Genomic DNA, 26,981 nt, shown 5'->3' with positions numbered 1-26,981 from the left:
TTAAGCGCGTTGTAATAACATTGCGTTCAGTTTTTTGACGAAGCTAGCCGGATCTTCCAGCTGTCCGCCTTCAGCCAATAAAGCCTGATCGAAGATAATGGATGTCCAGTCACTGAACTGTTCATCATTCTGTTCGTCTTTCAGTTTGGCGACCATTGGATGCTCAGGATTGAGTTCCAGAATTGGTTTGCTGGCTGAAACCTGTTGGCCTGCAGCTTTGAGCATGCGTTCCAGATTACCGCTCATATCGTAATGATCGGCTACCAGACAGGCTGGTGAATCGGTCAGACGATGGGTGATGCGAACATCCTTGACCTTTTCATCCAGCGTTTTCTTGACCCGTTCAACCAGATCTTCGAAGTTTTTCTCGACTTCTTCGTGCGCTTTTTTCTCTTCTTCATCTTCAAGCTCACCCAGATCCAGATCGCCTTTGGCAACGGATTGCAGGTGTTTGCCGTCAAAGTCCGTCAGAGAATTGACCAGCCATTCATCAACACGGTCGGTGAGCAACAGGACTTCAATGCCTTTCTTACGGAATACTTCCAGATGCGGGCTGTTTTTCGCAGCGGCATAGCTTTCAGCAGTGATGTAAAAGATTTTGTCCTGCTTGTCTTTCATCCGGCTGACATAGTCTTCCAGTGAAACGGTTTGATCAGCATTACCGGTTTCGGTGCTTGCAAAGCGCAGTAATTTTGCCAACGCTTCTTTGTTGGCAAAGTCTTCGCCCGGACCTTCTTTGATCACCTGACCGAATTCTTTCCAGAATTCAGCATATTGTTCAGGTTCGTTATTGGCCATTTTGTTCAGTTCAGAGAGAATTTTCTTCACTGAAGCAGCACGGATGGTATCAATGACTTTGCTGCTTTGCAGGATTTCACGCGACACATTCAATGGCAGATCGTTGGTATCAATTACACCACGGATAAAGCGCAGATAACGAGGCATCAGCTGTTCGCTGTCTTCCATGATAAATACGCGTTTCACATACAGCTTGATGCCATGCATGCGGTCGCGATCCCACAGATCAAACGGTGCTTTGGATGGGATATACAGCAGTGAAGTGTATTCGGTATTCCCTTCGACCTTGTTATGGCTCCAGCTCAATGGATCCTGAAAGTCGTGGGCAATCTGCTTGTAGAACTCTTTGTATTGCTCATCAGTGATATCGTTTTTGGATAAAGTCCATAAGGCTGTGGCTTTATTGACGGTTTCATCTTCGATAATGCTTTCATCGATCTTGCCCTCTTCATCCGGCACTGGCTCTTTTTGCATGATGATCGGCAGATTGATGTGATCAGAGTATTTACGGATCACATTTCGCAGACGCCAGCCATTGAGAAATTCATCTTCATCTTCACGTAAATGCAGTGTGACTTCGGTACCGCGGGTGACTTTTTCAATGGTTTCAATATTGAACTCACCTTCACCAGCCGATTCCCATAACACACCGTGTTCTTTGGTAGTACCAGCACGGCGGGTTTTCAGGGTGACTTTATCCGCCACGATAAAGGCAGAGTAGAATCCCACACCAAACTGGCCGATGAGTTGTGAGTCTTTCGCCTGATCACCGGTTAACTGACCAAAAAATGCTTTGGTACCACTACGAGCAATGGTGCCGATATTATTGATGACTTCTTCACGGGTCATACCAATACCGTTATCAGTGATGGTGATGGTGCGGGCTTCTTTGTCAAAATCGACACGGATTTTCAGATCGCCATCTTCTTCGTATAACGCATCATCGGATAACGCTTCAAAACGCAATTTGTCGGCAGCATCTGCTGCGTTGGAAATCAGCTCACGCAGAAAGATCTCTTTGTTGCTGTAAAGCGAGTTAATCATCAGGTTGAGAAGTTGTTTGACTTCTGTCTGGAAACCCATTGTTTCCTTATGTGCATCAACGCCCATTTCTGTGTTGCCTCCGTCTGGCTGTTTTAACGATAGCTCACAGATGGGGTTGTTCATATTAGATATCAAGAGTGCATCACTATAAAAGGCTAAAAATTTGATAAATCAGCACTTTAACTTTGATTAAGCTTGAATTCATTAAGCCCGTGTTAGCCTGTTGCTGGCCATGATGCCCACCCAATTCAAATAATTAAGAAAAGGATAGAGACACCATGCGTAAACTCACTTTGAGCTTGTTATTGGCCTTCAGCTTCACAGTACATGCCAATGAAAGCAAAGTTGATATCGAACAACAATCGGTTTTAGGTCATCAGGAAATCGTCACGTTATTCCCTGGTGAAATCCAAACTAAAGCACGGATTGATACCGGGGCTGCAACCAATTCGATGTATGCAGTTGATACAAAGGTCATTGAAGAAAACGGCGAGGAAATGGTGCGTTTTACTTTTATCGATCATCAAGACCAGGAATATATCTTGACCCGGCCCATCGTGGATAAAGTCACGATTAAACAGGCCAGCGGTAAACAAACACGATATGTAGTTGAAATGGGGCTGTGTGTTGGCACCCATTACGAAGAAACCCGTTTTACACTTGCTGATCGCAGTCGTATGACCTTCCCTATCCTGGTTGGGCGTAACTTTTTAGAAAATTCACTATTGGTGAGTTCTTCTGAAAAGATGGTCGCATCACCAGAATGTGAGGTGAAGCTGGCAAACAAAGATCCGGAAGAACTTCCCGAGGTACAACCTTGATTCAGTAAAAGCTATTATAAAAGCCACATTACAGAACGCCGGCTCATAGTTGAACCGGCGTTTTTTTTGGCTAGGATTTAAAGGTTTAATATAGGTCATATTTTCTAGGCATAAGAGATGTTACTGTATTGCTTTAAGCTTTTTTCAGAGATGGAATGTCCAAACAATCACTTAGAATCCTGACTTACAACCTGCATAAAGGCTTTAATACCGGCAATCGGCAGTTCATCCTGCATGAAATGCGGGAGGCGCTTCGCGAAGCAGATGCCGATATTATGCTGTTACAGGAAATTCAAGGTGAGCACACTGGCCATCAGCAGAAACACAGTCATTGGCCAGATTGCCCACACTGTGATTTTATTGCTGAAGATATGTGGCCACATTTCGCCTATGCCAAAAACGCCGTTTACAGTGTGGGTCATCACGGCAATGCCATCCTCAGTAAATATGCGTTGCAGAGCTGGGAAAATATCAATGTTTCCCCCTACACCTGGGCAAGCCGCAGCTTGCTACATGGCGTCATTCACATTCCCGATACCCAGCAGGAACTGCATATTGTCTGCCTGCATCTTGGTCTGACGGGCACCGAACGTAAACGTCAACTGCAAACACTATGTGAGCGTATTGATCAGCACGTACCGCACGACGCTCCCTTGGTTGTTGCCGGGGATTTTAATGATTGGAATGGTCAGGCTGAAAAACATTTCACCCAACGGTTGGATTTGAAAGAAGCGTTTCGAACGCTGCATAAAAGACATGCACGAACCTGGCCCTCATGGATGCCGATTTTCAAGATGGATCGCATTTATTATCGTGGCCTGGAGCCAACATTTTGTGAATGTCCTCCACATTCCTCCTGGAAGATGCTGTCGGATCATGCACCATTAATTGCCGCATTTGAATTTTAACTAAAGACGCAGTGTCTGCTCCATCTTTAACGAAGAATTGCTCGGCGCAAGCCGGCAATAACGTTACACTATCTCCTCTTGTTTGTTATATAGAATCAAGGATTGCCTGTGCCTGACATCGTTGTAATGTTTTTCCTGCTTGGCCTGGTGGGTGGCCTGGTGAAATCCGATCTGGCCATTCCCAAAGCCGCATACGATGTTTTAAGTCTGTTATTAATGCTGACAATTGGTCTCAAAGGCGGTATGGCATTACATGGCAATATGGGCTGGAATTTGGTGCCAGAACTGATATCCGTGGCTTTTTTGGGCTTTTTGATACCGCTTATTTTATTCCCATTACTGTTGAAAGTTGTTCGGCTGAATCTGGCCGACAGTGCCAGTTTTGCTGCGCATTATGGCTCTGTCAGTGCCGGTACATTTGCTGTGTCGCTCGCTTATGCAGAAAGCAATCAATTGGTGATTGGCGGACAGGTAACACTTTATCTGGTGTTACTGGAATTACCAGCTATTGTTATTGGGTTAATACTTTACCGGCATTTCAGCGGGGTAAAACAAGCCTCCTCCGGTGGCATGTTGAACATTCTGCATGAATCATTAACCAACCGAGGCGTTATATTGCTGGTTGGCGGGGTAGTGATTGGCTGGATGTATGGTCCAAGACAAGGCGCCGGGGTAACTGATTTATATACCGGGGCATTTATGGGCGTCCTCGCACTGTTTCTTTTGGAAATGGGTCTGGTCGCCGCCGAAGCATTGAGTAAATTATCACGCGATAAAATTCCCGTAGTACTATTTGCCATCGTTGCACCCAGTATCTTAGCGTTGGCTGGATTGTTTGTCGGTAAATTGCTCGGACTGCCAGACGGCTCCGTATTGATCCTGGCAAGTTTAACCGCCAGTGCTTCGTATATTGCTGCACCGGTTGCCGTTCGTTCGGCCATTCCACAAGCTGATATTGGTTTAGCTATGCTGGCGGCATTAGGCCTGACGTTTCCATTTAATGTGCTTGTAGGCATTCCGCTATATCACAGCCTGATTGGTTAATTCGTTTTCCCAATGGCTGATTCTGCCAGTATTTCCAGCAAGCTTTCATGCGGTTCAACAATTGCATAATACTTTAAGCAATCAATTGCAGCGAAGATGCTGATCAGCAATGCTAACCTCTTATCCCTTTTAGTAATGCAGGTTTAATGGCATTTTCCAGGCTAGGTGCATTTGCATTGCAGAATCCATCACGGCTTTGTTTTGGTGCGTGATGGTTCAAAAATAACCAAATGGACAGTCGAATAAGGAGCTATGCATGCAATCATTGGCGTTGCTAAAACCTATTCAGTCGATTTTGTGGAGCGTTGCTCTCCTGCTTCTTGGAAATGGACTTATCAGCACACTGTTAACCTTACGAGGAACCAGTGAAGGGTTTTCCAGTGCAGTAATGGGCATGATCATGTCAGCTTATTTCGTCGGATTTATCTGTGGCACCTGGGTGAGTGGACGCTTGATTCGTCGTATGGGGCATATTCGTACTTTTGCATTTTGTGCTTCTATCTGCGCCACCACCACGCTTTTACACATTATCTTCATCGACCAATGGGCGTGGATGGGCTTTCGTTTCTTTTATGGATTGGCCTATATCACGCTGATGACTGTGATTGAAAGTTGGCTCAATAGTCAGGCGGCCAGTCATGAACGTGGACGCATCTTTGCCTTTTACATGGTAGTCAACCTGGGCGCGCTCGCTCTTGCACAACAATTGTTGCATCTTGATTCGCCAGAAGGCTTTTTATTATTTGCTTTGGTATCGATTCTGGTGAGCTGGGCGATTTTACCGCTAACCCTTACCAGGCGTAATCAACCCAACATCGCGACTGAAAGACCAAAAAGCAGTTTAAAAAACTTATTAAGAATCGCTCCACTGTCTGTTGCCGGGGCGTCTTTATCCGGATTGGCTATGGGCGCTTTCTGGTCAATGACACCTATTTATGCCACCCAACTTGGATACGATATCAGCGGTATTGCTTTGATCATGAGCCTGACCATTATCGGGGGTGCGGTGTTGCAGATTCCAATTGGTCGCTATTCGGACAAGCATGATCGACCGAAAGTCATGACATGGGTGGTGATGCTGGCTGCAGCTATATCGATAATGATGATTATAGCGTCCTCACAAAAATTGCTGCTCAGTATGTTCTTTATCTGGCGTGGCCTGGCGTTTTCCATTTATCCACTCTCGGTTGCCCAGCTGATCGATCAACTGCATCCGGATGAAATTGTTTCCGGTTCATCCGATATGCTGGTATTGCATGGAGCCGGCTGTGCGTTTGCTCCGGTGCTGTCCGGTTCCTTAATGACATTACTGGGAGCGCATGGGTTACCGATTTATATCGGAGTGGTCTTGCTGTTACTTGGCGGTTATATCGTTTATCGTCGGCGCCGGGTGGTGGATCTGGTTAGTGGTCAAAATGCCCACTTTGAACCAATGGTGCAAACCAGTGCCCAGGCACTTAATATGATGTTTGATCAACAGCAACGTGATTTATTCGATGATCCGAGTTTTTACGCCGAAGAAGAACAAAAGCGGATCATCAATGCTCTTCGGCAAAGCGGCTCTTGACGCTAGGGCAGCTAGCGTCAAGTGTAGCTATGATTTTGCTATTTGAAATTACTTCCAGCGTAAATTCACACCGGTATAAACAAACCTGCCTGCCTGGGGGTAACCATAACTGGTGGAGTAATCCTCATCCAAAAGGTTTTCAACACCAACATAGAAGTCGGCCTTCTGATTGGCAAGCGTATATTTAAGTCGAGTATTTACTAATTCAAAACTATCGAGTTTATCTCGAATAGCTGAATCCTTTCGGTTAAAGTAATTTTGTGAACCGATACGAATGATATCCCCGCTCAATTGCCATTGTGGTGTTAACTGATAGATGGCCTGCAGGCTGGCTTTATGTGAAGGGCGATACTGCAGTCTTTCAGTAGTGGCATCTGATGACTTATCTTCAGCACTTAAAAAGCCTAGCCCAGCGTTAATGGTTAATTTATCCGTAAACTGATATCCGCCATCAATATCAACTCCTTTAAAACGCAATTTATCACGGTTTTCAAATACATCTGTGATGTTGTCCTTTTCAATAAAATCTTTAATATCTGATTGCCAGAAGGCGATATTCAATGCACCTTTTTGCCATTGATTTTTCACACCCACTTCATAATGTTTGGCCCTTTGAAAACCCAACTCACTGTTACCAGAGCCCTGCTCAAACAATTGACGGATGGTTGGAGCATCCACTTTACGTGCAATTGTTCCATAAAGGGTTGATATCTCTGTTATAGGTTTAGTGAGTGAAAATTGCCCGCTGTGCGTTGACTCATCAGTATTTCCCGACTTATCTAGTTCATGTCTCGCAATACCCAGCACAGCCGTAATATCAAATGCCAATGGCTGTGTTAACTCAGCTGCATAGGATTTTACCCTGATCGATTCATCGGAACTGGTTTGGGTAAAAGGTCGTGATGGGCAAGTTTGGGCGCCGCCACCGCCACCGCCACCGCCACCGCCACCGCCTCCGCCACCGCCAGAAATGGTGCATTCCAGACCAGCCTCGTCATAGCTTTCTTTACGCTGATCAAAACTAAATGCCACTTTGGATCCGGTTGTGGGAAATACACCTGTCAGTTGGGCGTGGCTACCATGCGTTTTAGTCTGCTCTGTTCTAGCAAAAGTATTATTAGTGGTGATAGTTGAGAAAGAATTATCATCGTAACTGGCGCTGCGCTCTTCTAGTTGGTTTTCAAAAAACCATAAGCGCGTTGACCAGTTATCGGCTAGTTGATAATCCCCTCCAAGTTGAAGAGAAAAGCCTCGCTGAGACTCAACACGCTCAAACCTGGCACGTTGAGCAAAATCGTCTCTATTGTTATCAAAGACAATCGGTGGCTTGCCGTACTGGCCTTCAAGATAGCTGGCAAACATGCCAATGGTGAGTTTTTCGGTTAAATTTCGATTATATGAAAATATCAGGTTTTCCCGTCGATCATCACTGTTACGCCGCTGGTCATTATCCTGAAAGTTATCTGCAGAAGTTTCCAGCGGCGAAGTGAAATCATTGGACAATGAAAAGCCATCACGCTCTCTCACACCATACCCAAAGAAAAAATCCTGATCGGCATCCCCATAACCAACCTGCCCATTGGCTAGCCAGAAGTCATCTGAGCCACGTTCTAGTTTGGAACTGGCCTGAAACCCGCTCATCGCATTGCGGGTTTTAATATCCATCACACCAGCCATACCGCCATCACCATACAAAACCGATGAACTACCGATATTCAAATCAATTTTGCCAATAGCAAAAGCCGGAATCAGACTGGGGTCAAACTGACCATCAAACGTGGAATTAAAAGGGATACCGTTCAGTAGAAGCTTGACCTGCCTAGTTCGTAATCCACGGATATCCATACGAGGAGTACCGTCACCCCCATATCTGGTATTGACTGATGGCACTAAGCGCAACGCATCTTCCAGGCTTCTCGCACCTAACAATTCCAGATCATGCTGATCAATCAATACCTGTGAACTGTTCACCGGATTATTTTCAACCTTAATTTCAGCAAGCTCGTAGTTTTCATTTGTTATTTCGGCAGCCATGATCTGTGCTGAAACAGGAATTATCAGTGCACTGAAAACCAACCTGGATATATTCTTTAATATATATCGGTTGACAGCATTATGATGTGAAGTGCTCACAAAGTCTCCTTGAGTTTAGTGATTGTATTTTTGCGATGTCTTTAGCGTTCGCCAGGCCAGAAAGCCAATCAGCCCACCCACTGCACCAAAGATAAAGTGAGTCATAAAGGGATACGCCAAACCATGTCGCAATGAATCCGTTTCGACCCCTGCCCAAGTTAGAAATCCCATTTTGAACAGGGGTTTTAACATATGAGCAAGACCAGCAGCTAAAGGCAATAACCATAATGTAATGTTGGAAACAGAAAGTTGTTTAAATGCGAGGTCAAGGACTATCCCTTGGCTCAAAACGATAATCGCAGCAGCAGGATTGTCACGTATCACTAAAGCGGCCACTAAACCACCACTTCCAGCCAATGTGGCAGAATAGTGATATGGCGAAACCAGTCGTACAAATATCAATATTGCCATTAACGTCAGTCCCTGACGACCTGGCAAATCGAGTCCGAAACGGAAGGTTTCATGCATTAGCATCGCCATTGCACCTGCGATAAAAATCCATGCATGCTGGGATTTATCTGATTGCCAGACCTCAGAACTGTTTGAGATAGCTCTTTTCAGCAACTTTCCACTCATTGGGGGTTTCCTCGTCAGGTTCAACAATCAAGGTGGCTTCTCCACCCAGCCAGATAGCACGTGGCCAGCTTCCCATTGCAATTTGGATAACAGGATCGGTTAACACTTTTCCTTGCCGATCCTGTACCACTGTTATGTCGGTCAAATCCAACAAACTCGAAAGGCTTAAGGTTTGCTGAACATGATCACGCATGCCAGGCAACCACAGTAAACGTCCATCCACTCCCGAGCCACATAGATTAACCGCTGCCAGCGCGCCAATTACACCATCCTCTGTTCCCGTCAGGCCATGGAGGATAACGTTGTATTGCCTTGCAAGATCACGGGCTTGCTGCTGAGTCACCAATCGTTGTTTACAGATAAAACCGAACTGCAGCATAGCCATGGAAAGCTGTTGCTCAGATGCAATGCACAAACCAACATCAGCCCCCTCGGCACTCTCGTTTAAAAGATACTCAACACACAATTTTTCAATATGCCTAACGGGAGCATTGAACTGCTCAATAACCAGACAAGCAGCACTATTATGGGAAGTAAATGGCACCAGCGGACTCATCAATAATTGATGGCGTGTTATAAATCGGCATCTACCCAATTGCTGGTTATTAATCGCAGCACCAAGTGAACGCGCATGAAAGCCGGTGCCACGGCTTTCAATATTATCTGTATCATCAATCCCGATATACCAGCGCTGTGCTTTAGTTGGTAGCATAATCTTCCTAACCTGTTATCGACGTATTCCAACATATATAACGATTAAGGTAAATATTTCTTTAATACTGTTTACTGAACTCAGCTGCCCAGCAGCTGTGTCATTTTTTCAAGATCATCAGCAATCGAAACGTAGGCTTTCTTTTCAAGATCACGGTAAGCAGTCAAAATGGATTTCCCAAACTCGGTGACTTCAGCTCCACCTCCATGTGAACCACCTTTTGCTGTCACCACAAGCGGTTTGGAAAAGCTCAGATTCATCGTATTCACCAGATCCCAGGCACGTTTATAAGACATTCCCATCGCACGCCCGGCAGCAGAGATTGAACCATGCTGTAAAATGGCATCAAGCAAATCGGCTTTCCCCGGCCCCAACGCGACCGAGTCTTGGTTATGTAACCTGATTTTTATACTGACTGAATCTGACATGCAGCACCCTGATGAAGTAATTTTAAACAGATAAATAATAGCATTGTCGACTTACTCTCAGTTGAATAGCTGCGTTTGTATTTATCCCTTTAGCTTTAATGAAAAAACATCAAGACAAGACAAACAGGTTATTGTTTATTACCCTGAAGAACTCACTAACGGATCAACTGATGGCTCATAGTCACCCACATCATCACGAAGTCGCTAATTACAATCAGGCATTTGCCATTGGCATCAGCCTGAATATTATATTTGTCATCATTGAAGCCAGTTACGGCATTCTGTCTGGATCAATGGCTTTGCTGGCAGATGCAGGGCATAACCTGAGTGATGTAGTCAGTTTATTACTCGCCTGGGGAGCCAGTATCCTGGCGAAAAAAGCTGCCACTGAAAAACGCACTTATGGATTTCGTAAAGCCACCGTGATGGCGGCATTAATCAGTTCTGTCATGCTGTTAATTGCCTTGGGTGGGATTGCCTGGGAATCGATCAACAGGATGCTGGCCCCTCAGCCAGTGCAAGGTATGACCGTTATTATTGTCGCCAGCATTGGTGTGGTCATTAATACCATCACGGCACTGTTGTTTTTTAAAGGGCAAAAACAGGATTTGAATATTCGCGGGGCTTTCCTGCATATGGCTGCCGATGCTGCTGTCTCATTAGGCGTAGTGATTGCCGGATTGTTTATTTTGTTTAAAGGGTGGTTATGGATTGATCCGGTGGTCAGCCTGCTCATTGTTGCTGTTATTCTGGTAGGCACCTGGCGATTATTAAATGAATCCCTCAACTATGCGATGGATGCTGTCCCAGCCAATATCGATATTAAAAAGATCCAGCATTATTTGTTAAGCTTTGAACAGGTCAGACACTTTCATGACCTGCATGTCTGGCCTTTAAGCACCAATGAAACAGCTTTGACCGTTCATCTGGTCGTTGATGAGTCCGATCTGAATACTGTCTTGCTCTATCAGTTGCAAAACCATTTGCATGATCATTTTGGGATCGTACATTCCACCATTCAAATCGAGTCAGTAATGGAAACTGAAAACTGCCTGCTAAACAGCAGTAATGAATGCCATTAACCATACTCCATCGTGAGCTCACAGAAGTAAACCAAGCCTAATTGATAGATGATTACCCTGATTTAACCTATCAATTTAAAATGTTGGCGTGTTGGATAAGCAGGAGAAACAAATGAGCCAGATATTTTTTGATAATTGGGAAACCTTATTTCGCACTCTGATTATCGGAGTGCTGGCATACATCAGTCTGGTCATCTTATTACGGATTTCAGGCAGACGAACTTTATCCAAAATGAATGCGTTTGATATGGTTGTGACTGTAGCTTTGGGTTCTACTTTGGCGACTATTTTACTTAATAGAGATGTTGCATTGGCAGAGGGAGTCCTGGCGTTTGCTTTGCTGATCGGCATGCAATATCTGGTGACCTGGTCCAGTGTCAGGGTGCCTTGGGTTCGAAAAATTGTCACCGGCGAACCTGCACTGCTGGTCTATGAGGGAAACCTGTTATCGTCAGCACTGAAACGTGCACGAGTCACTGAAGATGAAATTCATTCGGCTGTACGCTCCTCGGGTAATCAAACATTCGAGCATATCAAAGCCGTGGTTTTGGAAACCGATGGTTCATTTAGTGTGGTGCAGCAAGAAGATAGCCAAGCAACTACGAGCCTGCAAGGCATCGTTGTTCCAGGTAAAGGCAAACTCGATGGATCTGACCTGCATTAACCATGAATAAATTTATCAGCGATCCATAAATCCCTTCTGGCGAACGTTATTAAACTTCCTTAAAGCGTCTGGCTTTGTTATGTTGACAAGTTATTAATTAAATTAAGATTGAATGAAAATGCACGGAAAGTTAATCAAATGGAAAGATGACAGAGGTTTTGGATTCATCCTCTGTGAGCATAATCAACAGCAAGTATTTGTTCATATTTCAGCCTTCCCATCCAGCAGTCCCCGTCCCAAAGTTGGTGAACTGCTTGATTTTGACATTGAAACCACAGCCGATGGTAAAACCAGAGCCATCAATATTAGCCGTGGGGGATCAGTAAAAACGCAAACGCATGCTTCGACGATTAAACTCAGTAAAACGCCGGGTAACAAAACAAAAATTCTCAGCGGAATAATTGTGCTGTTGGTGATTGGGTTGATCGTGGCGAGCGTAACTCAATAACGCCAATGTAATCCAAATCCGATTAAATAATTTAGTGCTCGTCGTATAACGCCACATATTCCCCTGAAAACTTAGCCGCCAGCTGTTGACCGGAATACAAAACTGCTGCCATGCGAATACGGGCTTTTCCTTTACGACGTAAGATTTTAAGGAACCTTGTCCAATCATTTTCATCCACTAGCGCAGCCGTAGCAGTGAAGTCTCCGGTCATGGGTTTGAGATAGGCCATCTCGTTTCGCTGAATCACCAGTTGAGAAGCTATCCCCTCCTCCGCCAATCGTGTATGCAATAACGACCAGGCTGATAGAATCGCCAACGTTGATGCACTGCCACCAAATACCGTTTCCTGATGGTTAATATTGGGGGCCAGCGGTGCCTGCAGAGTTAATGATTTTGCAGTCATGTTCTGCACACTTACCTGCATGGCTGCCGACAAAGGAATGTGTTTATACAGATAGCGTTCGAGTTGATTATGTGTCATATCTATTAGTCACTACTATTGTTGCTGTGCATTATCAAGGTAATCCAGTACTGAATTCATCAGCTGATTGATATTTTGATATTTTTGCAGATCGGCGGTCAGTATTTCACCTTCAGCCTGCACATAAGGTGCCGGCACCAATTCATCGGCACAGTGTTCAATAATGGCCTGAGCAGAGTCTTCGGTGGTCTCTAAATGAAATTGCAAACCAATGACTGATTGGCCCAATTGAAATGCCTGATTATGACAGCCAAAACTTTTTGCCAGCCACAAGCTATTCTTCGGTAAATCAAAGGTTTCACCATGCCAGTGAAACACCATGGCCATTTCAGGAAAAGTGAAAGCAGCTGCATTATTGTTAGCCACCGCCTGAATTGGCCACCAGCCGATTTCTTTTTCTATATTGGGATAGACTCTGGCACCCATCGCGCTGGCGATCAGTTGTGCACCGAGACAAATTCCCAGAACAGGTTTACCAGTCTCGATAAATTGCCGGATAAACTGCTTTTCTGCTGCTAACCATGGATACTGAGCTTCATCGTTCACGCTCATTGGCCCGCCCATCACCACCAGAAAATCCACATCATTAATATCTGGCAAATTAGCTTGTTGATAAAACCGGGTAGCATTGATTTGATAGCCATGATTTTGAAACCAGGCTTCAATACTGCCTAAACCTTCAAACGGTACATGCTGAAAATAATGTGCCTGCATTCTGAGTCCTGAAAAATTACTGAAAAGGGCTATGACTATCCCCCGTTCTGTTTAAAGTTTGCCTGTTTGCTCAATAAATTAAGCATTGATTAATCTGGCTTAAGTCATGGCACTGTATTATCTGGTTTAATGGAAACTGATCACATCAAACAGCATTTTGGAGTATCTTGGCCGGTAGAAGCCTATTATTTCGCCTTATGTTGTTAATGATAAGTGCTTTCCGAGGGAGAATCATTATGACAAAGAGTATTTTTTTATCTAAACCACACCACAAACTGACCTTTACTTTAGCATTGGGCTTAATGCTGACAGCCTGTGCACCAGAGCCTGAAGTAAAAGACGTTCAGGCAACTGAAGCAGAAATCGAATACTTGTTTGACCGTTGGAATAATGCTTTGCAAACCGGCGACGCAGCCGCGGTAGCAGCTTATTATGCAAATGATGCGGTTCTGTTACCAACACTCTCTAACCAGGTTCGTACTGACCATGAGGGCATACGTGAATATTTCGGATATTTTCTCGCCCTGCAACCCAATGGCCGGATTGATGAAAGTAACATTACCATTAATGGCAATATTGCAATTGATGCCGGAATTTATACCTTCACCCTGACAAAAAACGGGCAGGAACAGGAAGTTCAGGCACGCTACAACTTTGTATATGAACGTCAGAATGATGGTGAATGGTTAATCATCAATCACCATTCATCAGCGATGCCAGAAGATATGGTTGATGAACCAGAGCTAATGAAAAATATTCTGATTAAAGAACAGGGCTAATTCTGTATTATCATTCCTGCTCACGTCTTCTGACAGGCTTTTTGAGCACAATAATAAAATTAATTACAACAGCGAGGGAAAAAAATGACTATTGCACTGACTCCACTGATTTCTTTGATAGCCGGTATTCTGATCCTGGTGGTACCAAGATTACTGAACTATATCGTGGCAATTTATCTGATTATTATCGGTTTGGTAGGTATCTTTGGCGGCAATCTCAACATTACGCCTTAGGCTTAATAGATTACGTACCAATGACGACGGGAGTTGTAATAAACTTTCGTCGTTTTTGATTTTATTGTGATGTTTGTATCTTAATGGCATCGATCGCTTGATGATTACTATCAATGTCATGACGACTTCATGCTTAATTTTTACTCTTTACCTCTTTCAACGAAATTTTACGGCTGTCAGCCAGTTCCACTAACTGTTCGAGTGGGTCGGCCAACGCTTTCACTCCTTGTGCAATTTCGTCTTCTTTATATCCCAGTTGGTGCATCAATTTGATCTGATTTTGCAGCAGTTTCTGCATTGCAGCGACTTCTTTCAACTGATGCATTTGTTTATCGTGACGATTTTGTTCAGTGAGCCGCTGTTTGGTCAGCCGGTTTTGATAGGAAATATCTTTCCACAAATCACGCAATTGCTGAATAATTTTATCCACTCCCAATAGATTAAAATCTCCAGGCGAATGCACTTCGATGGATTTGATAATCAGGCGGTGGGATTCACTCACAGAGGATAATGAACCGTAAAACGCATTTTTGAGATTACGGCTTTGGCCTTTATTTTTTATCTTTTCCAGAACATAAAGACGGTTATACAATATATTTAGTTGGTGAAAGAAACGGTAAAAATCTTCTACCGTCCAGTCTTCGCTGGCGCTAAAGCCTATCGGGCTAATGGTCTCTGACAATCGTGGCCTCCTTGTTCGACTGATATCATACAGCGATTAATCAGGCAAATTAATCCTCTTTACGGCTGATAATTTCACCCTCAATGATATGAGTCTCATGACGAGATTGTCGAGAAGATCGTTGAGAAAACGGCTGATGCTGGTTACCTGCTTGCTGAGCTCTACGCATTTGTTTACGCGCCCGGTACAACATCAGGGGGATCAGAATCCAGCTTAGCAACACGACCACCAACAACAACGCCAGGCTGAGCATCATCACCATTCCCAGTAAAATCCAGGCAAAAATACGTTGCAAAAAACCGGCAGACTGAACTTGTCGAAATTGTTGTTGCCAGTTTTGAGCTTGCTGGCGAAAAGCATCTGATCGAAACATAAAACCTCTTTTTTTCAAGCACTTTAACTGCTGATGTGATCTTTAAAAACCGTTATAGAAATAAATAGTTTTTATGATGGTCTGTTGTTTAAGGGTTAAGAAAGTCGCCGGAGATGATACGTTTCTTACCCGATATAGGTTGATTATAAAGATAAACCCAGGCTGAGAGCTTATTTCCATTACTCAAACAAATTATTTGCTGCTGCCGCACATATTCGTGAGGCTCTGCAAAACTTGAAGAACATTCTTCATAATCATCAAGCTCGGCAAACAGCAATTGGGGATTATGGATACGATACACCTCCCCGACAACTTGCTGCTGCGGATTATCTGTCAATATCACTCCTGGATAATAAGAAATTAGATACATGACAGCCTGCAACATTCCGGTATCGATATAATCACAGCAGCGTTGCAACAAATCATGGCGTTCAGTGTTTTTACGTAAGGTACCGTATACAAAAAGATAATCTTCAGTCATAAATTCAGGCTATGAAAGATCAACAGAAACTCATTACACTCTACGTGGTGGATTATCTCAACTAAACATGAATTCAGACTTAACATCTCTAAAATATATCGGACGCTTTGCACCGTCTCCCACTGGCCCACTGCATTTTGGCTCTTTGGTCGCTGCAACCGCCAGCTATCTGGATGCACGTGCACATAATGGTAGTTGGCTGGTGCGAATGGAAGACCTTGATAAACCTCGTGAGGTACCCGGTGCAGCTCAGGATATTATTGATACGCTGATAAGCTTTGGTTTTCAATGGGACGGTGAAATAATTTATCAAAGCCAGCGTGATGATATCTATCGTCGGGCACTTGAAAAATTAATCTCACAACAATTGGCCTACCCATGCGGTTGCAGTCGTAAAGAAATTAACGCTGCTGCCCAAATGGGTATTGATGGCCCTGTTTATCCTGGGTTTTGTCGTCATGGTTTGCCAGAAGGGAAGCAACCAGTTTCCTGGCGGTTGCGGGTAAATAATGAAAGTATTGATTATGAAGATCGTGTTCAAGGCAAACAATCTCAAATTCTCGGTCAGCAAGTCGGTGACTTTGTCTTGAAACGGGCAGATGGTTTATTTGCCTACCAACTTGCGGTGGTGGCTGATGATGGGCTGCAGGGGGTCACACATATTGTGCGTGGTGCAGATTTGCTCGATTCAACACCGAGACAGATTTATCTGCAACAGCAGCTGGGGGTTAACTCCCCGGAATATGCCCATATACCAGTGGCCACCAATCTTCATGGTGAAAAACTCAGTAAGCAAACCCGGGCACAACCGGTAAAGCATAGAGACAGCGGAGCTGTGTTGTGTCGTGTGTTGAATTTTCTGGGGATGCAACCACCAACGGATTTAGCCCATGTCCCACTGGATATCTTATGGGAATGGGCCATTCAGCATTGGAACGTTCAGCTGGTCCCCAAAATTCGGCGCCAGGTGACGTTAATTCCTGCAGAAAACGATTAATCTGTTTCGCTATTCATATGGAAATAAACGTATAACACCACTATCGCCTTTGGCATCACAAATTAACCAGATCTGTTCGAAAGGATGTTTGTCCGGTAACACTATTTGATGGCGATGTTTTTCAAAATTCTTTTGTTGCCATAATGAATTCATATTGCGTAACACCAACCATACCCTCTGGCTGTGGTATTTTTTCTGCGATTTAGTAGTAAGAACAGCATTCAGCGATGCAATTAACCGATTGTTGATGGGTAATTCTGATAGCTGGTGTAAGGCAGCTAATATCCTGTCTTCTGCTGCTCTTCCAAGGATTAACTTTGCCTCTGGTTCACTACCGTAGATATGCGCAATCTCCAAATCTAGCTGTGTGCCATTGAGATAACATGAAACATCCGGTTTGCGCGGCAGGTTATGCCAGATATGTCGCATCGGTACAGCAAATTGTTTTTCGTACAACCGCATAAACAATTTAGCTGCTTCATGTTCCAGATGAATTTTTTCCTGAATACTGTTGTTCATGGAGACTCATCCAGAATCCGTTATTCACTCTATCTTTGGCTCAGGCAAAAGTGGTGGACTATTTTCCATATAAGTAAGGTAACTGTGCCATATCTGATGCGTTCGTAATTTTGTCATCCGAATAGAACAGCTTAATCCCATGATGCTACGGATAGTCCCATCTCTCCAAATATTATAGATGGAACCGCATTGTTCCTGACGATAGCCGAGCCAATTTTGCTGGGCCTTTTCAATCGATTCTACAATCACTATATCATCAGCATAACGGGCTCTGGCTTCGGCAAGATAATGTTGCATTTCAACCTCTTGCTGCTCTAATTGCTCAGCCATGCAAACACCAATCTCATAGGTTGTGTTGGCATTTTGGCAATTTTCTGCAGCTACTACAGGAGCTGAAACACACAATAAAAACAACCCAATGATTCTCATCACGACTCCTGGGTGAATCAGGCAAAAAAAAACTTATATCTCTTCAACAACACAGACATTACGCCCCTGCTTTTTGGCTTTAAACATCGCAGCATCAGCACGTTTAAATACTTTTTCGGTATTATCACCCTGATGAAAAGTAGCTACGCCAGCAGAAACGGTAATGGGCACAGGTTTGCCATCATATAGAAAACGTGTGTTGCTGATTTCTTCGCGAATTTTATTGGCCAGCAGCATGGTTTCAGCTAATGCGGTCGCAGGAAATATCCCGACAAATTCCTCTCCACCAAATCGAGCAACAAAATCAATTTCACGGGTAGAAGTCGATAAAATCTCGGCAATACGAATTAATATCTTATCGCCTGCCAGATGGCCAAGATTGTCATTTATCTGTTTGAAGTTATCAATGTCCCAGACCACCAGGCTAAGCGGATGTTTGTAACGCTGCCAGCGAATGTATTCTGTTTCCAAAGCATCCATCAGAGCCTGACGATTACCGATCCCAGTCAACGTATCTTTGCGTACCATTTAATGGGCTTTGCGAATACCATCCTGTAAGGATTTGGTCTCAGATTCCAGTTCCTGTAACCGATCTGTCAGCTTTTTGATTTCTAATTGTGATTGATAATAGCGTGTCTGATCAGCGTTTCGATATTCATCTACCGCTCCGCTCAGTGCTGTCAAACGTTCACGAATAATCGTCTTCAACTCACGCGGTTCACTGGCAACATCAATTTGTTTGTAAATATCATCCAGTCCGGCATCAACCTTTTGACCAATTTTCTGTCGTTGATTAAAGGCTTCTTCTTCGTCTTTCACTGTCACCCGCAGCAAATCATCAAGCTCATTAATGCGCTCACTTAACGTGGCAAGAAAAGCCCGGTATTCAAGTTGTTGAAGCTGAGCTTGAGCTCCCAGCGAATTAATCAGCGCAGTCAGGGCATCAATAATTTGCGGTAAGTTCTTTTTATCCGGCTGGGATTGCAATTGCGCATGGATCTCACGGAGTTGTTCGTTGAACATTTCTGGCAACTGCAGATTATCAATCATACTGCACAGCAACTGAGTGACTTCAATAGTACGTTTCTTAAAGCCGATTTTCTGCAACAGCCCTGAACGAGGTTTTTCCTGGTCCGGTGAAGCAGATACCTTGACGTTAATCGCTTCCAGTAAAGACACAAAATCCGGTAACAATTCACGGGTTTGTTGGTTGGTAGCATCTTTCAGCTGAATTAGCAGATTATCAACAGCTGGCTTTGATTCTGCTGGTATGGTTAACGATAACAGCAGATGACGTAATAATTCTGAAGCATCGGAACTCTGCGGACTTTCATCCATTTGGTTGATAAATTGCTGTATTTTTTCGAGGATATCGCTGATCCGACCAACATCTTTATTACTGCGTAATTCCTTTCGCAGTGAATGCAGCTGTTTATCCAGGACAGGATTAATCCCTTCAGAGACCAGGGCAAGTCGTCCAAGACTGCGTTCCAGAAGTTCGGTATAAGTTGTCTGTTTTTCTTCACGTGCAAGCAGCTCGAGATATTTGTGCTTCCATTGTTCGAGTTTACTTTCCAGCTCTTCTGCCGCCATTGGTCCGACCTTTGTTATAGGCAATGTAGGATTTATTCCTTTTCAGGAATCTTACATCAGCTGTGCATGGATCTGAACTCATAATTTTCCGCAATGTGATGCAAGCCAAGAACGCTTTAACAAGTTTGAGAGCCCTGAAACAGCATCAAGCTGAGAAATATTGATAATGACTATCCCATTTAATGAACCAGAATCTGTTGTATCGTTCATATCTACCACTGCAGGAGGTTATTTTTGTGTCTGACAAAGTGGAGATGAGAGCTCATCAAACCCTAGTGGATATTTTTAACCCGTTGCAGCCTTAATGCATTTAACACAACAGAAATAGAACTGAACGCCATTGCTGCACCAGCCAGCCACGGGGCCAGTAAACCTGCTGCTGCAATAGGAATACCCAAAGAATTGTAGCCAAATGCCCAAAACAGGTTTTGTCGAATATTTCGCACGGTCAGATGACTTAACTGAATGGCAGTATCAACGGTATTCAAATCAGCCCGCATCAACGCGATATCCGCTGTTTCAATCGCCACATCGGTACCACTTCCCATTGCAATACCAACATCTGCTTCAGCCATTGCCGGGGCATCATTGATACCATCCCCCACCATTGCCACGACTTGTCCCTGCTGACGTAATTCACGGATTTTATCGGCTTTGTGTTCTGGCAAGACTTCGGCAATTACCTTATCAATACCCAGCTCAAGAGCAATGGCATCCGCTGTAAGCTGATTATCTCCGGTCAACATAATGATCTGTAAACCGCGTTTTTTTAAAGCGGTAACAGCTGATTTGGCGGAATCCCGAATCGTATCAGCCACAGCCAGTAAGCCGATTACCTGCTGATCTACTGCAATCAGCATGGCGGTTTTTCCCTGTTTTTCCAGTTGCTGTTGCTGAGTTTGCCAATCACCCATATCGATATCGTGATCCTGCATCAGTTTTTTGGTTCCCAAACGGATCTGGGAGGTTTTGCCGTTCACCTCAGCATTACCCATCACCCCATGACCACTCAGGGCGGTAAAGTTCTCAATCAATACACTCTGAGGTTTTTGGGGTTTTAACCCATCAACAATAGCCTGTGCCAGCGGATGTTCTGATTTGCTTTCAATAGCGATGACGATGCCAGCGATAACCGATTTTTCATAATCTTCTGCCAGCAAAAAATCCGTTAATGCCGGTTTGCCCTGGGTTAACGTACCCGTTTTATCAAACACAATCGCTGTCAATGATTGAGTTAATTCGAGCGTATCGGCTTGTTTGAATAAAATGCCAGCTTCAGCCGCCCGCCCTGACCCGGCCATAATCGAGGTTGGTGTAGCCAGCCCCAAAGCACACGGACAGGCGATAACCAGCACGGCCACCATGGTTTCCAAAGCTCTGCCACTATCACCGGGGGTAAACCAAAACCACCACAGTAAAAATGTAATCAGAGCTATCACCACAACCACCGGAACAAATACACCCGAAACTTTATCCGCCAGACGCTGTATCGGCGCTTTGGAGCCCTGAGCCTGTTCAACTACCCGAACAATTCGGGCCAGTGCCGCTTCTTCGCCCAAATGGGTAGCGCGAACCCGTAAAAAACCATTTTTGTTAAAGGTGGCACCAACCACTTTGTCATTGACGTTTTTTTCCACTGGCATGCTTTCACCGGTCAACATGGATTCATCTACAGCCGACTGACCTTCGACTATCACTCCATCAACGGGGATCTGTTGACCGGGTTTAATCTGCACAATATCGCCCTGTTGCAACTCTTTTACCGAAACCAATAAGGTCTGACCATCTGGTGATTCGCGTAATGCCTGTTGAGGCTGCAGTTTTAATAGTTTGCGAATAGCCTCAGAAGTATGGCCTTTGGCTCTTGCTTCAAACCATTTGCCTAATAAAATTAACGTGATCAATACCGCACTGGTTTCAAAATACAGACCATCATGCGCTGCTATCGCACCAAATTTGAAGGTAAGCCAGACACTGTAAAAATAGGCAGCTGATGTGCCCAACGCTACCAACACATCCATATTGGCACTGAGATTTTTTAAAGCGTAATAACTACCACGATAAAATTGCCAGCCGATAATAAACTGCACTGGCGTGGCCAAGGCCATTTGTACCCATGCATTCATCAAAACTGTTGGAATCGGCAGATCACGGGTCCAACTGAAATGACCGATCATGCTGTAAAGCAGCGGCAGAGATAAAATTGCTGCGGCAATAAATTTATATAGCTGGATTTTCTGCAAATCCTGCCGATTATCCTGCTGGTGCTCAATATCAATTAATTGCGCTTGATAACCGGCTTGTTCAATGGCTTTTATCAACACATCTGCTTCAAGCTGTTCGCCACGAATCGTGGCCTTTTCATTGGCGTAATTCACCTGCGCCGACTTCACCGAAGGCGTTTTTTTCAGGGCTTTTTCGATGGTGTTCGCACAGGCAGCACACCGCATGCCGCTGAGTTGCAATTGCACAATTTGCTGAGCCATTTAATGTCCTGTTGCTGAAAAATTAGTGGAGCGTTCTATTAAAACAAGTTTACAGGGGCCAAACCCACAATATTACCGGTAAGGCTGTCAGAATCACCAAAATAGATAACGGTAAACCAAGCTTCCAGTAGTCAGTAAAGTTATAACCACCGGGCTCCATGACCAATGTGTTGGATTGATGAGCAATCGGAGTCAAAAAAGCACAAGAGGCACCAATCGCCACGGCCATCAATAACGGGTCTGCCGAAACATCCATGCCGCTGGCCACACTCAAGGCAATTGGTGCGGCCAATATCGCCGCCGCGGCATTATTGATAATATTCGACAGTAACATTGTTGCCACCATCAGGATCACCAACGTCATTGCCGGTGGCGTGGACTCCGACATATTAAGTAATAAAGTGGCAATTAACTCTGATCCCCCCGTTGTTTCCAATGCCTGACCCACTGGCAACATCGCCGCCAGCAGCACAATCACCGGCAAATCCAGACTTTTGTATAACTTTGCAATCGGCAATAAACCCGCAAAAAACATCGCCACCACCCCTGCCACCATTGCCGTTGCAGTGGAAACAGCATCAAACATAATCAACAGAATTACGCCGATAAAAATGAGCGAAGCTATGGCCACTTTCCGCGGTTGCCCAAGACGTAAGCCTCGCGATGCCAAGGGCAGACAACCCAGCTCTCCCATAACTGATTTGAGCACGTCCTCATTACCTTGCATCAGCAAAATATCGCCAGCGACAAAGCGGATTTGATGCAAACGTTGTTTGAGCTGATGACCTCGACGTGCCACAGCAAGAATATTGACGCCGTAACGTTGGCGGATTGACAGACTGCTTAAGGTATTTCCAACCAAAATCGAATCATGCGCCAGAATAGCTTCGGCCAAATCCAGAGCTTTGGTTTTGCTCGAATCTGCCTCGTCGGCTTGCTCTTCAGTTTGCTCATTGGTTTTATCGCCGATAAGCTTCAGTCCCGTGACATCGGTAAGCGCTTTCAGGCTGTCGGAATCCGCTTCAACCAACAACACATCGTCTTGCTGTAACACTTTATACATGGAAGGTGTATTAAAGCGCTCTTCACCACGTAATAATGCCAACACCGTGATATCAGCCTCATCTTCTACTGCAGCGACCAAATCCATCAGACTGCGTCCGCTATAATCAGATTGTTCCGGCACGGTGAGTTCTGAGAGATAACTGCTGATCTCGAATAATTCTTCTTCACTGTTACTGGCCTCACGCTTAGGTGTCAGTAAACGGCCAAATAGCACCAAAAAAATCACGCCGACAATCGTAACTGCTGCGCCAACAGGTAAAAAATCAAACATGCCGAATGCGGGTGAATCTGTTTGAGCACGATAACTGGCAATAATAATATTCGGTGGTGTACCAATCAGGGTCAAACAACCACCCAATAACGAACCAAACGCCAGAGGCATCAAAAACATTGATGGCGAATGTCCGCTCTGCCGGGACATCCAGATCGCCACGGGCATTAGTAAGGCCAATGCACCGACGTTATTCATAAATCCGGAGCAAACTGCCACGGTCACGGTAAGCGCGGCCATCTGAATGGTTGGATGACTGCCCACTCGGGTCAACTGGCGAGCAATGACATCGACCACACCGGCATTAACCAGTGCCTGACCAAGAATTAATACCGCAGCCACCGTCACCACCGCTGGATGTCCTAAGCCGGAAAAGACATCATCTGCGGGAATCAGACCGGTTAACGCAACAGCTAACAGGGCCAACACCGCCACCACGTCATAGCGCAGCTTATCCCAGATAAACAGGCCCAGTGTTGCTGCCAGCACGGCAAAAATAATGATTTGATCAGTGGTCATAAGATTCCTTTTAAACCGCAATATAACAGCTTGTGCCGAGAACGACGTTAGTACGGGTTAATGTAAAAATAAAGTCTTAAGCCCTGATCATGCCTGTCTGCATCTGCTAGACTCAATGCGATATTTCATCATTGAAACAAATTGAACCCCGGAGCATTTATGGCCCATGAAGAGCTGCACCTGAATTTACGTAATCTGACCCTGGAGGATTACGATCAGCTCAAAATTCTGATGGACACAGTATACGACGACATCGGCGGTGCCTGGCCGCAACCCACGATTGAAGGATTAATTAATCAGTTTCAGGATGGACAGATCTGCATTGAAGATTCGGGTGAACTGATTGCTGTGGCATTAACCGTTATGGTCAGTTATGAGCGATTCAGCAATCCGCATACCTACGATGATTTAATCTTGAAAAATGACAAAATCTGGCATAACCCGAAAGGAGATTCATTGTATGGTCTGGATGTATTTATTCATCCGGAATATCGGGGTTATCGGTTAGGGCGTCGTTTATATGAAGCGCGTAAGGAATTATGCCGTTCAATGAATTTACGCGCTATTCTGGCCGGTGGACGGATCCCTAATTACCATAAATTTGCTGACAAGCTTTCACCTGCAGAGTACATCGATCAAGTTTCACGAAAAGAGATTTATGATCCGATCCTGACTTTCCAGTTATCCAATGATTTTCAGGTCATGCGGTTGATGCATAAGTATCTGCCGGAAGATGAGAAATCTCTGGGCCATGCCACATTGCTGGATTGGAACAATATTCTTTACACCCCACCCACTTCGTTATTGGATGTCAAAAAAACTCAGGTTCGTCTGGGCGCCGTGCAGTGGCAGATGCGTGAGTTTCATTCGGTTGAGGAAGTGCTTAAACAGGTTGAATACTTTGTTGATGCATTGTCGGATTACAAAAGCGACTTTGCCCTGTTTCCCGAGTTTTTCAATGCCCCATTAATGGGACTGACCGATCAAATGGATCAGACTCGGGCAATCCGTTATCTGGCGAGTTTTACCGAACAGTTCCGCGACGAAATGTCGGAAATGGCGGTCAGCTACAACATTAATATTATTACCGGTTCAATGCCGTTACTGGAAAATGATCGGGTCTACAATGTGTCTTATCTTTGCCATCGTGATGGCCGGGTCGATGAACAGCGTAAAATTCATATTACCCCGCATGAGCGCCGTGACTGGGTAATTGAAGGTGGCAATAAATTTCAGGTTTTTGAAACCGATGCCGGTCGTGTTGCCATCATGATCTGCTATGACATTGAATTTCCTGAACTGGGCCGTATTGCTGCTGATCAGGAAGTTGATATTATTTTTGTTCCATTCTGGACTGATACCAAAAACAGTTATTTGCGGGTTCGCCATTGTGCACGCGCCAGAGCGATTGAAAATGAATGTTATGTTGCGATTACCGGTAGTGTTGGCAACTTACCGAAAGTGGAAAACCTGGATGTGCAATATGCCCAATCCTCGGTATTCTCACCGTCTGACTTCGCCTTCCCCCATGATGCAATAATGGCTGAAACCACGCCTAACAGTGAGATGATCATGTTTTCCGATCTGGATCTGGAAAAACTCAAACTGGTCCGCAATGAAGGTGCCGTCAATAATCTGAAAGATCGTCGGGCCGATCTTTACGAACTGTTTATCAAACCAAAAGATTAAATACCTTATCGCACCCTTTTATTTGGGTGCGATAAAGATAGTCTGGTAAGAAATATCGGACTGCGGTCCATCGATAACCTCAACATTAAAAGTCAACGGGCTGATGCCGCTTTGCAGCTCTGATTCCGGCACCCGGACCAGCGCAGTCACGCTTAGTACTTTGGCGGGCTCTAAAACATAAGAGTCATGCACCCCATGCAGACTGGCCCCCTCCAGACCTTCAATCTGATATTGCACTTCAATCGGCACATTCTGCTTGTTGAGCAATTTCAGCGTATAGCGGTTCTGTATTGAGCCATCACTGAGGCGCACAAATAAAGGCTGACGGTCCGGTCTGACACTGAAGTCGGTGGCTGATAAGGATAAAAAGCCGTAGGCTATACCGCCCAGTGACGCCAGCAGGATCAAGCTGTAAATAATCACCCGTGGACGCTTGTACAAGGGTTGTGGTTTGCTGTGACCTTGCAGCTCGGCATAGGAAGCATAACGAATCAAACCACGGGGTTCATTAATCTTATCCATTACCGAATCGCAGGCATCAATACACAAACCACAGGTAATACAACCTTCCTGCTGACCTTTACGAATATCAATGCCGGTCGGACAGACATTGACACAAAGTTTGCAATCTATGCAGCTGCCTTTACTCGGGTCGGTCTCACCTTTTTTCAGTTTGCCTCGTGGCTCGCCCCGCTCAGCATCATAGGCAGGCAAAATCGTATTCTGGTCATACATAACCCCTTGTAAACGGGCATAAGGACACAACCAGAAACAAACCTGCTCACGCATAAACCCGGCAAAAACATAGGTAAAAGTGGTAAAGATTGCCATCGCAATCCACACCGCAATATGCGCCTGGAAACTAAATACATCACGCCACAACTCAAACGCATCAGTGAACCAGGCTGAAAAAGTCAGCCCGGTTAACAAGGCGATAGCCAACCATAGCGTGTGTTTACTGATTTTTCTCAGTAGTTTACTGACCGACCATGGCGCTTGTTTGAAACGTAATTGTTTTTGAGGAGTATTGCCTTCGAGTTTGCCTTCAATCCAGGTATAGATATCGGTCCACACTGTCTGAAAACAAAAGTAACCACAGAAAACCCGTCCGGCAACACTGGTTACTGCCGCCAGCAAAATGGCAAAAAACAACAACGTCAGTGAGAGCATCCAGATATCCTGCGGAAAAATCGTCAGCTCAAAAAAATGAAACTGACGATTGGGAATATCCAGTAATACCGCCTGTTTATCATCCCAGCGGATATACGGCACCAGAAAATAAAACAGCCAAACCGACATACCAAACCATTTCAAGTTACGAAACCGGCCTGACATACGTTTTGCGACAATTTTCTCGCCGCCGGCATTCACATCCCAATCGGCCATTTCCTCATAGATATCGCCATTTTTTTCCATAAAGTGAATAGGTTGTTCAGTCATAATT

At 44.7% G+C, this 26,981-nt stretch carries 28 protein-coding genes; 11 read left to right on the top strand and 17 right to left on the bottom strand.

Annotated elements, in window-relative coordinates; all coding sequences use genetic code 11:
* Positions 1 to 1,908: a molecular chaperone HtpG gene (htpG, locus tag B3S93_RS03930; RefSeq protein WP_292400592.1), complete on the bottom strand. Its 1,908-nt coding sequence runs from the start codon at positions 1,906 to 1,908 to the stop codon at positions 1 to 3.
* Positions 1,909 to 2,120: 212 nt separating this feature from the next.
* On the opposite strand from htpG, the gene B3S93_RS03925 reads away from it, so the two are divergent.
* The 4 genes from B3S93_RS03925 to B3S93_RS03910 all read left to right on the top strand — a co-directional run bounded on the left by B3S93_RS03925 (position 2,121) and on the right by B3S93_RS03910 (position 6,182).
* The gene (locus B3S93_RS03925; RefSeq protein ID WP_292399879.1) at positions 2,121 to 2,663 is read left to right on the top strand and encodes an ATP-dependent zinc protease; all 543 of its coding nucleotides are present in this window, start codon (positions 2,121 to 2,123) and stop codon (positions 2,661 to 2,663) included.
* 155 nt (positions 2,664 to 2,818) lie between these two features.
* Entirely contained in the window at positions 2,819 to 3,571 is a 753-nt protein-coding gene (locus tag B3S93_RS03920) for an endonuclease/exonuclease/phosphatase family protein (RefSeq protein ID WP_292399882.1), read from the top strand.
* A gap of 108 nt (positions 3,572 to 3,679) precedes the next feature.
* Entirely contained in the window at positions 3,680 to 4,615 is a 936-nt protein-coding gene (locus B3S93_RS03915) for a sodium-dependent bicarbonate transport family permease (RefSeq protein ID WP_292399884.1), read from the top strand.
* 256 nt (positions 4,616 to 4,871) lie between these two features.
* Positions 4,872 to 6,182 carry an MFS transporter gene (locus B3S93_RS03910; RefSeq protein WP_292399889.1) on the top strand — a complete coding sequence of 437 codons (1,311 nt, stop codon included), beginning with the start codon at positions 4,872 to 4,874 and terminating at the stop codon, positions 6,180 to 6,182.
* A 48-nt stretch (positions 6,183 to 6,230) separates the two neighbouring features.
* Here B3S93_RS03910 and B3S93_RS03905 read toward each other — a convergent pair whose 3' ends face one another.
* From B3S93_RS03905 to B3S93_RS03890, 4 genes are all read right to left on the bottom strand, one after another.
* Positions 6,231 to 8,315 (bottom strand): TonB-dependent receptor, encoded by a 2,085-nt coding sequence (locus B3S93_RS03905; protein WP_292748425.1) that lies wholly within the window; start codon positions 8,313 to 8,315, stop codon positions 6,231 to 6,233.
* A gap of 15 nt (positions 8,316 to 8,330) precedes the next feature.
* A complete protein-coding gene (locus B3S93_RS03900) occupies positions 8,331 to 8,891 on the bottom strand; it encodes a hypothetical protein (RefSeq protein WP_292399894.1) in 561 nt (186 codons plus the stop codon).
* Positions 8,848 to 9,603: a hypothetical protein gene (locus B3S93_RS03895; RefSeq protein WP_292399897.1), complete on the bottom strand. Its 756-nt coding sequence runs from the start codon at positions 9,601 to 9,603 to the stop codon at positions 8,848 to 8,850. The genes B3S93_RS03900 and B3S93_RS03895 overlap by 44 nt, the downstream gene beginning before the upstream one ends.
* A gap of 80 nt (positions 9,604 to 9,683) precedes the next feature.
* On the bottom strand, positions 9,684 to 10,031 hold the full coding sequence (locus tag B3S93_RS03890; RefSeq protein ID WP_292353837.1) for a winged helix-turn-helix domain-containing protein: 348 nt from the start codon (positions 10,029 to 10,031) through the stop codon (positions 9,684 to 9,686).
* 170 nt (positions 10,032 to 10,201) lie between these two features.
* On the opposite strand from B3S93_RS03890, the gene B3S93_RS03885 reads away from it, so the two are divergent.
* The 3 genes from B3S93_RS03885 (at position 10,202) to B3S93_RS03875 (ending at position 12,225) form a co-directional block, all read left to right on the top strand.
* Entirely contained in the window at positions 10,202 to 11,113 is a 912-nt protein-coding gene (locus B3S93_RS03885; protein WP_292399900.1) for a cation diffusion facilitator family transporter, read from the top strand.
* Positions 11,114 to 11,225: 112 nt separating this feature from the next.
* The gene (locus B3S93_RS03880) at positions 11,226 to 11,777 is read left to right on the top strand and encodes a DUF421 domain-containing protein (RefSeq protein WP_292399903.1); all 552 of its coding nucleotides are present in this window, start codon (positions 11,226 to 11,228) and stop codon (positions 11,775 to 11,777) included.
* 118 nt (positions 11,778 to 11,895) lie between these two features.
* Entirely contained in the window at positions 11,896 to 12,225 is a 330-nt protein-coding gene (locus tag B3S93_RS03875) for a cold shock domain-containing protein (RefSeq protein ID WP_292353831.1), read from the top strand.
* 31 nt (positions 12,226 to 12,256) lie between these two features.
* Here the strand turns inward: B3S93_RS03875 and B3S93_RS03870 are convergent, their stop codons facing one another.
* Together B3S93_RS03870 and B3S93_RS03865 are read right to left on the bottom strand one after the other, a co-directional pair.
* Positions 12,257 to 12,706, bottom strand: coding sequence for a thioesterase domain-containing protein (locus B3S93_RS03870; RefSeq protein ID WP_292399907.1), 450 nt, complete (start codon positions 12,704 to 12,706; stop codon positions 12,257 to 12,259).
* A gap of 15 nt (positions 12,707 to 12,721) precedes the next feature.
* Entirely contained in the window at positions 12,722 to 13,420 is a 699-nt protein-coding gene (locus B3S93_RS03865; RefSeq protein WP_292399910.1) for a glutamine amidotransferase-related protein, read from the bottom strand.
* A gap of 236 nt (positions 13,421 to 13,656) precedes the next feature.
* Between B3S93_RS03865 and B3S93_RS03860 the strand changes: the two genes are divergently transcribed.
* Entirely contained in the window at positions 13,657 to 14,199 is a 543-nt protein-coding gene (locus B3S93_RS03860) for an SgcJ/EcaC family oxidoreductase (protein ID WP_292399914.1), read from the top strand.
* Positions 14,200 to 14,283: 84 nt separating this feature from the next.
* Positions 14,284 to 14,433 (top strand): DUF3096 domain-containing protein, encoded by a 150-nt coding sequence (locus B3S93_RS03855; protein WP_014707945.1) that lies wholly within the window; start codon positions 14,284 to 14,286, stop codon positions 14,431 to 14,433.
* A 133-nt stretch (positions 14,434 to 14,566) separates the two neighbouring features.
* On the opposite strand, the gene B3S93_RS03850 is transcribed toward B3S93_RS03855, so the two are convergent.
* From B3S93_RS03850 to B3S93_RS03840, 3 genes are all read right to left on the bottom strand, one after another.
* A complete protein-coding gene (locus B3S93_RS03850) occupies positions 14,567 to 15,115 on the bottom strand; it encodes a hypothetical protein (protein WP_292399917.1) in 549 nt (182 codons plus the stop codon).
* A 49-nt stretch (positions 15,116 to 15,164) separates the two neighbouring features.
* Positions 15,165 to 15,488 carry a hypothetical protein gene (locus tag B3S93_RS03845; RefSeq protein ID WP_292399920.1) on the bottom strand — a complete coding sequence of 108 codons (324 nt, stop codon included), beginning with the start codon at positions 15,486 to 15,488 and terminating at the stop codon, positions 15,165 to 15,167.
* Between the two features lie 88 nt (positions 15,489 to 15,576).
* Positions 15,577 to 15,969 (bottom strand): gamma-glutamylcyclotransferase family protein, encoded by a 393-nt coding sequence (locus B3S93_RS03840; protein ID WP_292353818.1) that lies wholly within the window; start codon positions 15,967 to 15,969, stop codon positions 15,577 to 15,579.
* Positions 15,970 to 16,036: 67 nt separating this feature from the next.
* Here B3S93_RS03840 and gluQRS point away from each other — a divergent pair, with 67 nt between their 5' ends.
* Entirely contained in the window at positions 16,037 to 16,966 is a 930-nt protein-coding gene (gene gluQRS / locus B3S93_RS03835; RefSeq protein ID WP_292399923.1) for a tRNA glutamyl-Q(34) synthetase GluQRS, read from the top strand.
* 9 nt (positions 16,967 to 16,975) lie between these two features.
* Here the strand turns inward: gluQRS and B3S93_RS03830 are convergent, their stop codons facing one another.
* The 6 genes from B3S93_RS03830 to B3S93_RS03805 form a co-directional block, all read right to left on the bottom strand.
* The gene (locus B3S93_RS03830; protein WP_292353814.1) at positions 16,976 to 17,485 is read right to left on the bottom strand and encodes a hypothetical protein; all 510 of its coding nucleotides are present in this window, start codon (positions 17,483 to 17,485) and stop codon (positions 16,976 to 16,978) included.
* A 24-nt stretch (positions 17,486 to 17,509) separates the two neighbouring features.
* Positions 17,510 to 17,914: a lysozyme inhibitor LprI family protein gene (locus B3S93_RS03825; RefSeq protein ID WP_292353812.1), complete on the bottom strand. Its 405-nt coding sequence runs from the start codon at positions 17,912 to 17,914 to the stop codon at positions 17,510 to 17,512.
* Positions 17,915 to 17,947: 33 nt separating this feature from the next.
* Entirely contained in the window at positions 17,948 to 18,442 is a 495-nt protein-coding gene (locus B3S93_RS03820) for a GGDEF domain-containing protein (protein WP_292399926.1), read from the bottom strand.
* Positions 18,443 to 19,531, bottom strand: a complete 1,089-nt coding sequence (locus B3S93_RS03815; RefSeq protein ID WP_292399929.1) for a hypothetical protein — start codon at positions 19,529 to 19,531, stop codon at positions 18,443 to 18,445.
* A 248-nt stretch (positions 19,532 to 19,779) separates the two neighbouring features.
* Positions 19,780 to 21,993, bottom strand: coding sequence for a heavy metal translocating P-type ATPase (locus B3S93_RS03810; protein ID WP_292399931.1), 2,214 nt, complete (start codon positions 21,991 to 21,993; stop codon positions 19,780 to 19,782).
* 49 nt (positions 21,994 to 22,042) lie between these two features.
* Complete coding sequence (locus B3S93_RS03805) at positions 22,043 to 23,848, bottom strand: SLC13 family permease (RefSeq protein ID WP_292399933.1); 1,806 nt, start codon at positions 23,846 to 23,848, stop codon at positions 22,043 to 22,045.
* Positions 23,849 to 24,007: 159 nt separating this feature from the next.
* Between B3S93_RS03805 and B3S93_RS03800 the strand changes: the two genes are divergently transcribed.
* Complete coding sequence (locus tag B3S93_RS03800; RefSeq protein WP_292353805.1) at positions 24,008 to 25,537, top strand: bifunctional GNAT family N-acetyltransferase/carbon-nitrogen hydrolase family protein; 1,530 nt, start codon at positions 24,008 to 24,010, stop codon at positions 25,535 to 25,537.
* A gap of 18 nt (positions 25,538 to 25,555) precedes the next feature.
* Here the strand turns inward: B3S93_RS03800 and ccoG are convergent, their stop codons facing one another.
* Entirely contained in the window at positions 25,556 to 26,977 is a 1,422-nt protein-coding gene (ccoG, locus tag B3S93_RS03795; protein ID WP_292399935.1) for a cytochrome c oxidase accessory protein CcoG, read from the bottom strand.
* Between the last annotated feature and the right edge of the window lie 4 nt (positions 26,978 to 26,981).

Source organism: Methylophaga sp. UBA3613 (genome assembly GCF_002375415.1).
Classification (GTDB): Bacteria; Pseudomonadota; Gammaproteobacteria; order Nitrosococcales; family Methylophagaceae; genus Methylophaga.
This window is presented reverse-complemented; position numbering and strand designations above follow the sequence as displayed.

Bases quoted from the DNA above. Each gene is read 5' to 3' on its own strand.
- B3S93_RS03900 (WP_292399894.1), bottom strand. From the start codon at position 8,891: ATGAGTGGAAAGTTGCTGAAAAGAGCTATCTCAAACAGTTCTGAGGTC.
- B3S93_RS03875 (WP_292353831.1), top strand. From the start codon at position 11,896: ATGCACGGAAAGTTAATCAAATGGAAAGATGACAGAGGTTTTGGATTC.
- B3S93_RS03825 (WP_292353812.1), bottom strand. From the start codon at position 17,914: ATGAGAATCATTGGGTTGTTTTTATTGTGTGTTTCAGCTCCTGTAGTA.
- B3S93_RS03880 (WP_292399903.1), top strand. From the start codon at position 11,226: ATGAGCCAGATATTTTTTGATAATTGGGAAACCTTATTTCGCACTCTG.
- B3S93_RS03895 (WP_292399897.1), bottom strand. From the start codon at position 9,603: ATGCTACCAACTAAAGCACAGCGCTGGTATATCGGGATTGATGATACA.
- htpG (WP_292400592.1), bottom strand. From the start codon at position 1,908: ATGGGCGTTGATGCACATAAGGAAACAATGGGTTTCCAGACAGAAGTC.
- B3S93_RS03855 (WP_014707945.1), top strand. From the start codon at position 14,284: ATGACTATTGCACTGACTCCACTGATTTCTTTGATAGCCGGTATTCTG.
- B3S93_RS03810 (WP_292399931.1), bottom strand. From the start codon at position 21,993: ATGGCTCAGCAAATTGTGCAATTGCAACTCAGCGGCATGCGGTGTGCT.
- B3S93_RS03885 (WP_292399900.1), top strand. From the start codon at position 10,202: ATGGCTCATAGTCACCCACATCATCACGAAGTCGCTAATTACAATCAG.
- B3S93_RS03920 (WP_292399882.1), top strand. From the start codon at position 2,819: ATGTCCAAACAATCACTTAGAATCCTGACTTACAACCTGCATAAAGGC.
- B3S93_RS03845 (WP_292399920.1), bottom strand. From the start codon at position 15,488: ATGTTTCGATCAGATGCTTTTCGCCAGCAAGCTCAAAACTGGCAACAA.
- B3S93_RS03860 (WP_292399914.1), top strand. From the start codon at position 13,657: ATGACAAAGAGTATTTTTTTATCTAAACCACACCACAAACTGACCTTT.
- B3S93_RS03830 (WP_292353814.1), bottom strand. From the start codon at position 17,485: ATGAACAACAGTATTCAGGAAAAAATTCATCTGGAACATGAAGCAGCT.
- B3S93_RS03890 (WP_292353837.1), bottom strand. From the start codon at position 10,031: ATGTCAGATTCAGTCAGTATAAAAATCAGGTTACATAACCAAGACTCG.
- B3S93_RS03865 (WP_292399910.1), bottom strand. From the start codon at position 13,420: ATGCAGGCACATTATTTTCAGCATGTACCGTTTGAAGGTTTAGGCAGT.
- B3S93_RS03800 (WP_292353805.1), top strand. From the start codon at position 24,008: ATGGCCCATGAAGAGCTGCACCTGAATTTACGTAATCTGACCCTGGAG.
- gluQRS (WP_292399923.1), top strand. From the start codon at position 16,037: ATGAATTCAGACTTAACATCTCTAAAATATATCGGACGCTTTGCACCG.
- B3S93_RS03840 (WP_292353818.1), bottom strand. From the start codon at position 15,969: ATGACTGAAGATTATCTTTTTGTATACGGTACCTTACGTAAAAACACT.
- B3S93_RS03910 (WP_292399889.1), top strand. From the start codon at position 4,872: ATGCAATCATTGGCGTTGCTAAAACCTATTCAGTCGATTTTGTGGAGC.
- B3S93_RS03820 (WP_292399926.1), bottom strand. From the start codon at position 18,442: ATGGTACGCAAAGATACGTTGACTGGGATCGGTAATCGTCAGGCTCTG.
- B3S93_RS03870 (WP_292399907.1), bottom strand. From the start codon at position 12,706: ATGACACATAATCAACTCGAACGCTATCTGTATAAACACATTCCTTTG.
- B3S93_RS03805 (WP_292399933.1), bottom strand. From the start codon at position 23,848: ATGACCACTGATCAAATCATTATTTTTGCCGTGCTGGCAGCAACACTG.
- B3S93_RS03925 (WP_292399879.1), top strand. From the start codon at position 2,121: ATGCGTAAACTCACTTTGAGCTTGTTATTGGCCTTCAGCTTCACAGTA.
- ccoG (WP_292399935.1), bottom strand. From the start codon at position 26,977: ATGACTGAACAACCTATTCACTTTATGGAAAAAAATGGCGATATCTAT.